At 64.6% G+C, this 12,831-nt stretch carries 9 protein-coding genes; 2 read left to right on the top strand and 7 right to left on the bottom strand.

Annotated features, from left to right (window positions below; all coding sequences use genetic code 11):
* Positions 1-108: 108 nt before the first annotated feature.
* From ACCQ06_RS15345 to ACCQ06_RS15320, 6 genes are all read right to left on the bottom strand, one after another.
* Complete coding sequence (locus ACCQ06_RS15345) at positions 109-735, bottom strand: hypothetical protein (RefSeq protein ID WP_104617111.1); 627 nt, start codon at positions 733-735, stop codon at positions 109-111.
* A 1-nt stretch (position 736) separates the two neighbouring features.
* Positions 737-2,521, bottom strand: coding sequence for a S8 family serine peptidase (locus ACCQ06_RS15340; RefSeq protein ID WP_316687058.1), 1,785 nt, complete (start codon positions 2,519-2,521; stop codon positions 737-739).
* A gap of 796 nt (positions 2,522-3,317) precedes the next feature.
* On the bottom strand, positions 3,318-5,696 hold the full coding sequence (locus ACCQ06_RS15335) for a TonB-dependent receptor (RefSeq protein WP_316687055.1): 2,379 nt from the start codon (positions 5,694-5,696) through the stop codon (positions 3,318-3,320).
* A 326-nt stretch (positions 5,697-6,022) separates the two neighbouring features.
* The gene (locus ACCQ06_RS15330) at positions 6,023-7,252 is read right to left on the bottom strand and encodes an MFS transporter (RefSeq protein ID WP_316687053.1); all 1,230 of its coding nucleotides are present in this window, start codon (positions 7,250-7,252) and stop codon (positions 6,023-6,025) included.
* Complete coding sequence (locus ACCQ06_RS15325; protein WP_104617115.1) at positions 7,249-7,671, bottom strand: MarR family winged helix-turn-helix transcriptional regulator; 423 nt, start codon at positions 7,669-7,671, stop codon at positions 7,249-7,251. The genes ACCQ06_RS15330 and ACCQ06_RS15325 overlap by 4 nt, the downstream gene beginning before the upstream one ends.
* A gap of 449 nt (positions 7,672-8,120) precedes the next feature.
* Positions 8,121-10,178, bottom strand: a complete 2,058-nt coding sequence (locus ACCQ06_RS15320) for a TonB-dependent receptor (protein WP_316687048.1) — start codon at positions 10,176-10,178, stop codon at positions 8,121-8,123.
* Between the two features lie 159 nt (positions 10,179-10,337).
* Here ACCQ06_RS15320 and ACCQ06_RS15315 point away from each other — a divergent pair, with 159 nt between their 5' ends.
* Positions 10,338-10,754 (top strand): MerC domain-containing protein, encoded by a 417-nt coding sequence (locus ACCQ06_RS15315; protein ID WP_055849856.1) that lies wholly within the window; start codon positions 10,338-10,340, stop codon positions 10,752-10,754.
* Positions 10,755-11,041: 287 nt separating this feature from the next.
* Positions 11,042-11,224, top strand: coding sequence for a 30S ribosomal protein THX (locus ACCQ06_RS15310; protein WP_003487537.1), 183 nt, complete (start codon positions 11,042-11,044; stop codon positions 11,222-11,224).
* Between the two features lie 262 nt (positions 11,225-11,486).
* On the opposite strand, the gene ACCQ06_RS15305 is transcribed toward ACCQ06_RS15310, so the two are convergent.
* Positions 11,487-12,824 carry a chloride channel protein gene (locus tag ACCQ06_RS15305; RefSeq protein WP_316686980.1) on the bottom strand — a complete coding sequence of 446 codons (1,338 nt, stop codon included), beginning with the start codon at positions 12,822-12,824 and terminating at the stop codon, positions 11,487-11,489.
* Between the last annotated feature and the right edge of the window lie 7 nt (positions 12,825-12,831).

Genomic DNA, 12,831 nt, shown 5'->3' with positions numbered 1-12,831 from the left:
AACGGCTGTTAACGCCATGCGTACATCCGAAGGCAGGCCAAATCGAGCCGTGGAGCATGTGCAAGACGCCGTGCTGGCCGCAGGCATTCGCCGGCGGCCAGCCTGCGGTCACATCGGTTGCATGACCGATTGCGCGACCACCAGCGACAGCTGCGTGCCGCCGCTGTTGGCTTGCAGACGAGCCAGCGCTTGTTGCGCCTTTTCGATCGAGGGGTAGGCGATCACCGCGCTGTTATCCACGGTCGAGGTGTAGACGATGCTTCCCCCCGAGTTGCGTGCCAGCAAGTTCGCGTTCGCCGGTGTGGTGCCGGTGAGTTTCAGCTGCGGCTGCACCAGGACCACACGTCCGTTGCGTTCGTTCACTGCTGCGGCAATGGTCCGTTCGGTACTGGATGCAGCTGCACTCAGGGAAGCGCTGCGCGCACTGCCGGCCGGCGTGTCCAGGATCACCGCGTAGGAGCCGATCCGCGCGGCAACCTTGCCATTGGGCGGTGCCGCGACGGTGCTGCTGAGGGTGTTCGCAGAGGGCGCCGGAGGGCCATCGGCGTGCTCGGCCGGAAGCCGGTCGGCGACCACCGTTGCCGGCAGCATGCGGTAGGTGTCCGTGCCGGATTTGAAACGTTCGCCGGTGGCAGCGGCGCTCAGTGCCCGAGCATCCATGTACTGCGCGGCCTGAGTGATGCCGCATGCACCGAAGCAGGCGAGGAATGCGGAAAGAACAAGCGTGGTTTTCATGTCAGTGCCCCAGGATGCGAAGTTTGAAGTTCTGCAGTGCCGCGGTGGTCTTCGGCTCGCTCATGTCGGTGACTTCCAGCATCCACACGCCTTGCGCCCTCTCATCCAGGAACGCATTGCTGGAGGTCAGGTCGATATAGAAGCCGGTTGTTGCATACGCCTCGGCATCCAGCACCGAAAACGGTGTAAGGACATAGCTGCGCGTACCGCTGGGCGATTCCAGGACCACACGCAGATTGCTGGGGTTGCGATGCGATGTGGCAAGCGATAACTGCACGCCTTCCACCTTCATTGCCTGGGTGATCCGGATGCGTTGTTTGGCCGGGTGCGCGGGCCCGCCGATCTGGCTCGCGGCCGCATTGGCGCTGACCCATTGCGTATCGCGCAATGCAGGCAGGGGCTTGAAATATCTCGCCTCATAGACTGCAGCGGCGCCGTCGGCCAATCCAAAGCCGTACCAGTTGCTGAAATGGTGCCCGGCCGCATTGGTGATCCAACCCGGGTCGATCACGCTGCCCTGGTAGACCGCAGCAGGCTGCCAGGGATCCACCTGGCGCGCGGTCTTTGCCAGGATGTATTTGACATCGCGCGCGCTCAGGCTGGGGTTGGCGCTGAGGATGAGCGCCGCAACACCGGAGACGGTGGGCGCGGCCGCAGATGTACCGTTCGTCAACGCGTTGTAGTTGCAGGATGCATCGATCTTGGACGCACTGCCGGCGAGCGCGTTTTCGACTTCTGCGCCGTCCACGTTATCGCCGGCGCTGCAGCCGCTGAGATCGGTGGTGACGATGGCCGGGTCGTAGGCGAAGGGCGCGGCATCAGGGGCAAAGCTCTTGCCCGCATTGTGATAGAACTTGCGCTGGTATCCGAACTCTCCACCCAGGCCGGAAATCCACACCGCAGAACCAGACGACGAATAGGAGGCCCGCTTGCCCGTGGCATCCACGCTGGCGACGACGATCGTGCCGGGCAGACCACTCAACGGATCGACATTTGCCAGCACGCAGCCGACATTCAAAGTGCGCGAAAGTTCGCTGCAGACATTGACCACTTTTCCATCTGTATCGCGTGCCAGAAAGCGCCTGAAGCCGTTGCCCGCAGACTTGACGTAAACGCCACCGAGTCCGCCGCGTGTCGAGCGCATCAGCGCTTCCCAGGACTGCTGCTCCTCCACCGGAAAGTCGAGGTAGAAGGGCCGTGCCGATCCCCAACTATTATTGAATACATCGATGGTGCGTGCCTCCGGCCCATCGCCCCAAGCATATCGGACGCTGGCGTCGCTGGTGGACGATGCCCGGCCCAGGAAGTCGAATCCGGCCAGCAAGGCCTCGGGTGCAACGCCGCGCCCGCCGCGCCCATTCCAGCCAACGGCCGCGATGATGCCCGCTACCGAGGTGCCGTGGCCGTTATCCGGATCGGTCGGCGTCGTGTCGTGCGATCCGTCGCCGAAGTTATGCGAGCCGTTGGGGATGATGTTGTCGGCCAGATCCTCGTGTCGCAGCTCCAGCCCGTTGTCGACCACGCCGACACGCACCCCACGGCCGCGAATCCCCAATGCATGCAGGATGTCCACATCCATATCGACGCCGGCCACCGGGCGGCTGTCGCCGATCACTTGCTGGCCCTGATTGGAGATGTGCCATTGATAGCGCAGCAATGGATCGCCTTTGGCGTCTCCGGCACTTGCAGGGCTTGCCGGCTGTGCGGCGGTGGCCAGCAGGGGGGACGTTGCAATCACCAGCGCTCCGATCGTCGATGCGAGGTATCGCCTGCGAAGTAATTTCATTCCGATTGACTCCAGTTGGGGGTGGCATAGTCGAAGTGGCACAGATACACGCCCGGCCGATCGGGAACCGGTCAGCTGATGCTCCATCGCGCAGGTGATGGCCGTCGGGCCCAAGGCGATGGAGCCGGTGTCGGTGTCATGCGATTGCGGGGTTTGCCGCGGGGGAAAGATCAGTCGCGCCTATGCGACGCCGGATCTGCTGGATGCACGCGGGGCATCCTGCGGCGTTTTCTGAAAGAAGGTGAATCCAAGGAGGCAGCAACAGGCGTCATGTCCACGTGTCCCGAAAGAGCCGGAAGAGCGCATCCGCGTGCCAAATGATGGATGCGACAGGTCGTTGATCGGCTCCCCTGTGCACAGTTGCGCAGCCGACGCTGGCGATGCGCAGGCACCGGCAGCGCCTTGATTAAAAGTGGGTCGACCCGGGTGCGCAAGGCGAGCAAACAACGCATTGCGCGTGACCGATTGCGCACTTTGTATCGGTCCTGTCGGATCGCGCATTCACTACGAAGTGCGCAGGGCCGAAATTGGGTCTTTGTTCGCCGCTTCATGCGATCGCGATATACACAAACAATCGTGATGCGCGGGATTTCTTCGCATGGCGAGCAGCTTGCGCCGGGCGCGATACGCGCAGCGGTCGGGGATGGTCGCCAACACGCGACGGCTGAAAGGTGGGCAGGACGCAGGCACGTGCAGCGCCTGCGTTGCCGCATCGGTGTTCCGAAGGCGCTGCGGGGCGTCCATGCGTAGACCACGCGGCAGCCCCGGAGTGCCCACGGGAGCTCCCCTGCCTTGATTACCAGCGATACGCTACCGACATCTGGTACTGCCGCCCGGCGATCGGCCGGCCCATGAACACACCGCCGGTCGCGGCACCCGGCACGCGCACGTTGCCTTCGGTGAGCCCCAGCGTATCGGTGACGTTGCTGCCGCTGGCGGTCACTTCCCAATGCTCGCCCACGTGCAGATTGGCGCCGATATCGACCATGTCGTAGGAAGGCAGGCGTTGGCTGTTGGCCAGATCGGCAAAGCGATCGCCGATGTAGGAGTACGTGGCAAATACCTTGAGATCGCCGAACGGCAGCATCCAGTAATAACTCGGCGTGAGCCGGAACTGCCGCTTGGGTTGGCGCATCACCTGGTTGCCGGTGAACTCGCGATAGTTGCGGTATTTCGCATCCAGCCATACCCCGGTGCCAGCCAGCTCGAAGCCGCCGAACGGGCGGATCGCGCCTTCCACCTCCAGGCCGCGCGCACGCGAATCGCCAACGGCGGTGAAGTTGGCGCCATTGGCCAGGAATGCCTGGAACGGCGAATTCTTGAACGTGTTGTAGAACGCGGTGAGATACAGGTCGTAGGCGCTGGCACCGGACTTGAGGCCAAGCTCGTACTGGTCCACTTCCTGGACGCGGTTCTGACCATCGCGCAGGTTATCGAAGCCGGGAAACTTCACACCCGAGTTGACGCGTGCGAACAGGTTGTTGCTGTCATTGAGTTTGAAGTTCAAGCCGGCCGTCCACGAGAACGCCTCGTCGTCCTGATCGATGCGGCGTGTGGTCGCCAAGGCCAGCGAGGTGGCGTTGTCGTACAAGGTTGCCGGGTTGCCATCCAGGTCCACCGTGCTGGTGTCGTGCACATTGCCGGTCACGCTCTGGCGCTCGTAGCGTGCGCCCAGGTCCAGGCGCAGCCGGTCGTTGAGTTCCCACTCGTCAGCCACGAAGGCAGCGATGTTTTCGCCGTTGTAGTTGGCGCGCAGATTCAAGAACGCGGTGCTGGTGAAGCCCTGGCGCGTGGCCTGGCGTCCATCGTCCAATGCCACGTCGATGCGACGTGCGTTGTTCTGTGCGGTGAGCAACATGGTGTTGCCCAGGTACCAGGTATCGGCCGAGGAATACTTGGCGTAGTACGCGCCCACGGTCAAGGTATTGCCGGCAAACAGCTCGCGGCTCAAGCGCAGATCGTTGGTAAAGGAATTCAGGCGCTTGTCCACCGACCACCAGCCGGCTTCGAGCACCTGTTGATTCGGGTCCACTGCGCCGCCGCCATTGGTATACGTCGCGCTACCGCTGCTGCCGTAGCCGGCAATGAAATCGCTCAACCGCAGCGGCGCATCGCCGGTGAACAATGCATAGGTCGGCGCGCTGCCGCTCATCACGTTGAAGCGGTCGGCAATGGTCCAGTCGCCGATTTCCCAGTTCAGTTCGCCGCCGAACACGTCGATGTTGACGCCGCGCCCATCGGCCAGGTCGCGTTGCACGGTCTCACCGTTCGGCCCGACCAGCAGATCCACGTTGCGGAAATCGCGACCGAGCAAGGTGCCGGTCTGCGCATTCAAGCCCGGGAAGCTGGACAAGTCGTTGCCGTTATTGCGCGAGAGCAGCGGAATGGCGGTGTAGAAGGCGTTGTTGTCGTCGGTATGCCGCGCATAGAACGACAGCTCGCCGCTGTCCCAACGCTTGCTCAAGGTGGCGCTGAACTGGCCGCCCTTGTCGGCAGAAAACTGCGGGTCGCGCACGCCATCGGTTTCACGGAAGAAACCGCCCACGCTGTAGTACCAGCCATTGCCCATCGGCCCGCTGTTGAACACGTCGATCCGGCGCAAATCATTGTTGCCGCCGGTCAGGCGCACGCTGCCCTCCGGCTCGTCCTGGCCTTTTTTTTGAATGAAGTTGACCGTCAGCCCGGGCTGGCCGTTGGAAAAGATCGGGCTGGAGCCACCACGCAACACTTCCATGCGCTCGACGGTGTCGTCGACGCGGAACAGCGTGGAGTTCTCCAGAAACGACAGGGTCGGCGGTGGAAACAGCGGTGAGCCATCCAGCTGCATGGTCACAAACGGCGCGTCGCCTTCGGAAGGCATGCCGCGCACGAAGATGTTGGCACCGGTGCCGCCGCCGCTGGGTTCGGCCCACACGCCCGGTACGATCTTCAACAGGTCGGCAGTGCTCTGCGGCACCGCTTGCTGGATCTGTTCGGGGCTGGCGGTGGTGATCGAAAAGCTGGCATCGCGCTTGGCCAATCCCTTGAAGCGCGCGGTGCCGCTGACGATCACCGCATCCAGTGTGGTGGCGTCCTGCTTGGTTGTGGCTTGCGGTGCGGTCTGCGCATGCGCCATTGGCGCAAGCAAGGTGGCGATGGTCAGCGATAACGCATAGCGGGGCATGGATGAGGGCATGGCGATTTCCTTTTGTCGCAGCAACCGGCAGATGCCGCCGCATTGAACGGCGTGTGCTGCCCGAAAAAGTGACTTGCCGCACAGGAATGCATCGATGGCGCAACAAGCCTGCACAGCGCGTGTTGCTGTTCTAACGGAGTCGCGCATAAAAGCTGTTGTGCGCCGCGTCAACGCATGCAGCGATCGACGCATGCATGGTGCGCGTGGTGTGCATGGATCGAGCGGCTCTTGGCGCGCATGCAGACGCGAACGCCTGCGGTGGCAACGCCGCGTGATCGTTGGTGCGCGCAGCGCGGCGATGACTGCTGCGTTGTCCTACGCGCGTCTCATGTCGCGGCAACAGTGCGCAGCGGCGCCGTTTCGCGAATCGGCAGGTTGATCAGCGCAGCCGCAACCGCAAGCACCATGTCTCCGTACCACATCCAGCTGTAGTCGCCGCTGTGTTCCAGCACCACTCCGCCCAGCCAGGCGCCGAAGAAACCGCCGAGCTGGTGCGAGAGCAAGGTCAGGCCGAACAAGGTGCCCATATAGCGCGGGCCGAACAGCTTGCCGATCAATCCCGCAGTCGGCGGCACCGTGGCCAGCCAGGTGAAGCCCAGCGCCGCAGCGAACAGATAGAACGTCAGCGGTGTGGGCGGTGCGAGCAGGTACACGCCGATCAGCACCGCGCGGCTGGCATACATCGCGCATAGCAACCACTTCATGCGCACGCGTTCGCCCAGCTTGCCGGCGACCAGACTGCCGGCCACGTTGAACAGGCCGATCAACGCGATCGACACCGCCGACACGCTGGCCGGCAAGCCGCACAGCGCCACCTCGCCAGGCAGATGCGTGACCAGGAAGGCGATATGCACCCCGCAGGTGAAAAAGCCCAGATGCAGGCACCAATAACTGCGGTCGCGTACCGCCAGCCGCAGTTGTGCGCGCAGGCCGATGTCGTCGGCCTCGCGCACAGATGCGCTGCCCGCTGCGGATGGCACGCGGCGTAGCGGCCAGGCCAGCGGCAAGGTCAGCAGCGACACCAACGCCAGACCGAGCATCGCCTTGGCCCAGCCGGCCGCGCCGATCATCACCTGCACCAACGGGGCGAAGACGAACTGGCCCAGCGAGCCGCCGGCATTGATCAATCCGGCCGCAAACGAACGCCGTTCCGGTGCGATGCGACTCGCGGTGGCGCCGATCAACACCGAAAAACTGCCGGCGCCGGCCCCGGCTGCCGCCAGCACGCCCAGCGACACGATCAAGCCCCATTCGCTGGCCAGCCACGGCGTCAGCGCCAATCCCAACGACAGCAGCACGCCGCCGAACAGCAGTACCGGCAGCGGCCCGCGCTGATCGGCGATTGCACCGAACACCGGTTGCACCGCGCCCCAGACCAATTGCCCGATCGCCAGCGCGAAGCTGATCGACGCGATACCGATGCCGGTCTGCCGATGGATCGGCTCGACGAACAGCCCGGTGGTCTGGCGCGCGCCCATGGTCAGCATCAGCATCGCCGAGGCGGTGAGCAGCAGGCCCCATTGCGCACTGGCGCGCGCGGTCGCCGACGCGCTCATGCGGCGGTATCCAGCACGGCGTCCAGACGGTCCAGCGTGGCATGCAACTGCGCGGTGGGCGCTGCACCGAACAGCGTCTCGATGCGCTGCTGTGCGGCGAGCCAGTGCGGTTGTGCGCGACGCAGCAGCCCACGGCCGCTGCGGCTCAGGATCAACCACGTTTGCCGGGCATCGTCGCCGCGCTGGGTGGCGATCCATCCGGCGGCAAGCAAGGGTTTGAGATTACGGGTGAGGGTGGTGCGATCCATGCCCAGCGCCTGCGCCAGCGTGCCCAGCGATTGCGCCGTCTGGAGCCGGCGCAGGATCGAATACGCGTTGAGGCTCAGCCCCACCGGTGCCAGCGCATGGTCGTACAGCTGCGACATCCGACGCGCCGCCCGGCGCAAATGAAAGCAGGTGCAGTTGGAAGTGCCTGACATGGACGCGCTCCGCAGAGATGACGGCATATTGCGTGTATATACACTTATCGACAAGTGGCAAGAATCGCTGGTGCCTGCCAAGCAAAGGCCGCGTGCCGTCGATGCTGTCATCTCCAACCAACCACGTAGGAGCGCACACGGGCGCGACCACGCATGGTCGTGACCGGTCATCGCGCAGGAGAGCGTGAACCGCCTTATCCGGTTCTGCCGGCGAACGACTCAAGGATTACGACAGAGCCAGTGCTGCTGCAATGACGCTGGCGCACAGCGATCAAGCCGTTACGAAGAGCTGGCGTTGTCCTGGCGCCGGGCCGTCCGTGCGATTCGGGGTGCGACAAGCACTACATCCCAGGCGCGGCGATCCGATCGGCAACCTATCGACAACCCCAAACAAAAGAGGCTGCCCGAAGGCAGCCTCACTTCTACTCAGCGGGGGAGAGAGACCGCTGTCAGAAGAACATCCGCACGCCGAACGAGGCGCTGCGGCCAGGCAACATCACATCGTCCTTCAGGAAGGAGGTGTGCACGCGTGCGTCCTGATTGGTCAGGTTGTTGCCGTCCAGAAACACTTCCCACGCATTGCTGCCGCGGTCCACGTGATACGCCAGATGGGCATCCACGAAGGTGTAACCGTCGGTGGGGGTTTCGTTCACCGCTACCTTGTCCTGCTTCATGGTGCGGGTGGCGCCGAGCGAGGCGCGCCATGCATCGGCATTCCAGCGCATCTGCGCACCGAAGCGGCCCGGCGCGATGCGCGGCAGATCGCCGCCGCCGTCGGTCAGGCGTGCACGCACGGTATCGCCGAACACGCGCAGGTCCCATGTGCCGGTATCGTTATTGGCCAGGTGGAAGGTCGCTTCGCCTTCGAAGCCGTGGAAGATCGCATCGGCCTGCGTCCACTGGCGGATCGGCAGGAAGTCGTTGTCTTCGGCGTTGAACCACTGATTGCCGGTGTCGACGATATAGACGAAGTCGTTGTAGCGGTTGTAGTACGCCGCCACCTTGGCATCCACCCATGCGTTGTGGAAGTTGAGCCCCAGCTCGGCCTGGTTGGCCTTTTCGGTCTTCAGATTCGCATCGCCGATCTCGAAAGCGAGCGTGGCGATATGCGGGCCGTTGGCGAACAGTTCTTCTTCGGCCGGGGCACGCTCGGCGTGGTCCAGGTTGGCGGTCAGGCGCCACTGCTCGTTGAAGCGGAAACCGCCGCTGGCCGAGAAGCTGGTCGGGGTGAAATCGCGGTCCACGCCGATGTCGGTCTGGTACTTGACCTTGTCCACGCGTGCACCGATTTCGGCGGTGACGCGCTCCCAGCTGTTGCGCGCCACGGCGAATGCGCCGAGCGAACGGGTATCGGTCTTGGGCACGAAGGATTCTTCGCCCACCGCCTGGAAGGTGGTATCGCTGCCCTGCAGGCCGAACGCGGTCTGCCAGCCGCCAGCAAAGGTGAACGAGGCTTCCACGCGGCCTTCGTTGGCGCGCTTGGTGAACACGGTGCCGACTTCGGCGCCTTCGAACTCGGTGTGCGCGTAGTCGGTATGGCCGAAGCTGTAACGCAGCGCGCTGCCTTCGCCCCACGGATCGGTCAACCCGCCCTTGAGGTCGTAGCGGTCCTGCTGCAGCTTCAACGACACGCCACGCTCGCCGAGGGACGGGTCGCCCGGCTCGCCGGGGTTGCCATAGTTGTCGCGGAAGCGCGAGGCCGACAGGCCGACAAAGCCCCAGTCGCCGGAGAGCGAGGCGCCGATCGAGCCCACCTTGGAGTCGATCCAGCTATTGCGCTGGCCGCCTTGCGGGGTGTCGTAATCGTTCTGGTTGCGGTACACGCCATCGGCGTGGATCGACAGGCCGCTGCCGTTGCCGGCATCGACGCGGAACATGTCGGTGTTGCCGTCCTTGTCGCCGCCGTCGAAGCGCACTTCGGCGCGGCCGCTGAAGCCGTCCACCGGCGTTTCGGCAATGCGGCCATCGACCACGTTGACCACGCCGCCGATCGCGCCGGAGCCGTACAGCAACGTGGACGGGCCCTTCAACACTTCGATCTGGTTGGCCAGAAACGGCTCGATGGCCGGCGAATGGTCCTGGCTGACGGTGGACACGTCCTGGGTGGACAGGCCATCGCGCAGCACCGCCACGCGCGGGCCGTCCAGGCCGCGGATGATCGGCCGGCCCACGCCGGGGCCGAAGTTGGAGCTCTGCACGCCCGGCAGGCTGGCCACGGTCTCGCCCAGGCTCGAACTGCGCACCTCATCCAGACGCTCGCCGGCCAGCACCTCGACCGGGCGGCTCAACTCGCCGGCCGCATCGCGCAGCGGGCTGGCGGTGACCACCACCTTGTCCAGGTCCTTGATGTGCCGGCCGCTGGAATGGGTGGTGTCATGTCGGGTGTCCGATGTCGGCGGCGTCTGCGGGTCGGCAATGTCCGGTGCGTCTTCGGCCATGGCCAGGGCAGGAGTCAACAGACTGGTCAGTGCCAGTGATAGAGCGGAGCGGCGCAGCGAGGGGATCATGTGGATCGGACTCTCTAATTGTTACTGTATATCAATAGGATGGCGCAGCTTGCCTGCTGTGCCGACGGCAAGACCCGTTCTGTGCGATGCAGTGGTGCGGGCCTGGAACAAGGAAGATGTTATATTATTCCACGTCGCCGCGAGTATCTGCTGGAAGTCATGCCTCTGCCCACACTTCGCCATCTGCTAGACCGTTTCGGTGCGACCGGGTCGCTGCTGTGTGCCGTGCACTGTGCGGTGCTGCCGCTGGTTCTGGCCCTGGCGCCATCGCTCGGGTTGTCGTTCTGGCTGGGCGACGGGGTCGAACTGGCGATCGTGGTGTTCGTGACCCTGCTTGGCCTTTTCAGCCTGGTGTTGGGGTATCGGCGCCACAAGGCGTTGCATGCGCTGGCGCTGCTGCTGCCTGGCCTGGCGCTGCTTTGGGTGGGCCTGTTATACGACCCGCTGCATCATTCGGTGGTGCCGCACGCGGTGGTGATGACGCTGGGCGGCGCCTTGGTCGGCATCGCGCACCTGGTCAATCTGCGCCTGAATCATGGGCATGCGCATGTCCACGACGCGAGCTGCGCGCACTGACAATGCGCTCGCTTCGCTGCCAGGCGACTGCGCGATGGTTGCAGTCGGTGAGTCGGCAACTCGTTTTACGCCGGTACCAGGCCGGCGCCGGCCGCTGACCGCCAAGCACGCGCGGCTAGTTGATCTGCTTAAACACCGTCTGGTTCACAGCCTGGCAGGCCCCGTGGCTGCGCGGCCCCGGGCCAACGTGGTAGGCTTGCCGGCCTTGCGCGAGGGCACAGCCGGTGCAAACCTCGCCAGACCCGTGCCAGCACGGGTATTTGTATTCACATTCAGGAGTCGACGAAATGGGTAAGGGTGACCGTAAGACCGCCAAGGGCAAGCGCTACAACGCCAGCTACGGCAATTCGCGTTCGCACGCGGTGAGCAAGGTTGTCGTGGGTGCAGCTGCCCCGGTTGCCAAGAAGGGCGTGGTCAAGGCGCCGGCCAAGAAGGCTGTTGCCAAGAAGACCGTCGCCAAGGCCAGCTGACCCCAGCCCGCTTTGCGATCCGAAAACGCGGCGCTTGCGCCGCGTTTTTTTATGTCCGATGTCAGCGCAAAACGCTGATCGTAATGCGTGCTCACGTGCGTAGACCGATGCGGGTCCGTGTGGACCAAGCGGCGCGTCATCACCGCCGGCATCCGTTGCGAATCGGCGCAACGCGTCCGAACAGTGGCTCGCGTCATGTCGGCAATCTGCGGCGTCCGTGATACATCGGATACAGCCTGCGCACCTCGATAACGCGGTGTCCCTAATGCGCTGCGTCTGCGGCCGGCGCCGAATTCTTTGCCGCTGGCGTCAGCAACTGCTCGGCCAATCCGCGATAGATCGGTGTCTTGCACACAAGCCCGGACACCGCGCGTGCAATCAACACGGTGGCCAGGATCGGCAGCAGCATCTGGCCGGTGTCGGTGAGTTCCAGCGAAATCACTGCCGAGGTCAGCGGTGCCTGCGTGACGCCTGTCAGGTAGGCGCACATGCCCAGCAACACGAAGGTGCGTGGGTCCACGCTCGGCATCAGCACCGACAGGTTGTGGCCGATGCCGGCACCCACCGCCAAGGCGGGCGAGAACAGGCCGCCCGGGATACCGGCCAGGTACGAGACCAGGTTGGCGATGAGCTTCATCAGGCCGAACTCATGGCCGACCACGGCATGCCCCTGCACCAGGCTGCGCGCCTGCTCGTAGCCGGTGCCGAAGGCGCCTTGCCCGAACACCATCGCCAGCCCGACCAGCGCCACGCCGCATAACGCTGCCAGCAGCACCGGGTGGCGCTGGCGCAGCGCGCCCAGCCAGCGTGGTTTGCCGCTGACGCTGGCCAGCACCAGCCGCGCGAAGATCCCGCCGAGCAGCCCGGCCACGCTGCCGCACAGCGCAATCGCCAGCCAGGCCTGGCCCAGCGGCAAGGCCACCGACACCTTGCCGAAGTAGGTGTAGTTGCCCAGCAACCCCAGCGACACCACACCGCCGACGATCACCGCGGTGAGCAAGGTGCCGGAGAAGCGGTGCTCGAAGCGCCCGCTCAATTCTTCGATCGCAAAGACCACCCCGGCGAGCGGCGTATTGAAGGCCGCGGCAATACCGGCCGCGCCGCCGGCAAGCAGAAAATGCGAGAGCTCGCGCGGATCGTGAAAGCCGAACCAGCGCCCGAACATATGCATCAGGCTGGCGCCGACATGCACGGTGGGACCTTCGCGACCCACCGAGGCGCCACCGAACAGCGACAAGGTGGTCAAGGCGAGCTTGCCGATCGACACGCGCAGCGACAGATTGGTGTCGCGAAACGCCGGGTCCGGATGCTCCAGCGCAGCGATGACCTGCGGAATGCCGCTGCCGCGGGTGGGGCGCATCGCCCCGGAGGTCAGCCAGGCGAGCAGGGCGAAGATGCCGGGCGTCAGCAGCAGCGCCCACCAGATCGAATGCGCGGTGATGCGTTGAAACAACTGGAAGGCGGCATCGCTGGCCTTGGCGAACACGATGGAGACCAGGGCCACCGCAATGGCGCCACCCCAGAGTGCAGCGCGGCGACGCCAGCCTTCGCTGGACAACAGCGGCCGCAAGCGACGCGGCGAGGGATCAGAAGCAGACATGGCCCTA

Origin of the sequence: Xanthomonas sp. NCPPB 4467 (genome assembly GCF_041475665.2) — a bacterium.
GTDB classification, from domain to species: Bacteria; Pseudomonadota; Gammaproteobacteria; order Xanthomonadales; family Xanthomonadaceae; genus Xanthomonas; species Xanthomonas dyei.
The sequence above is the reverse complement of the archived record's forward strand: the minus strand, read 5'-3'. Positions and strand labels throughout refer to the sequence as shown.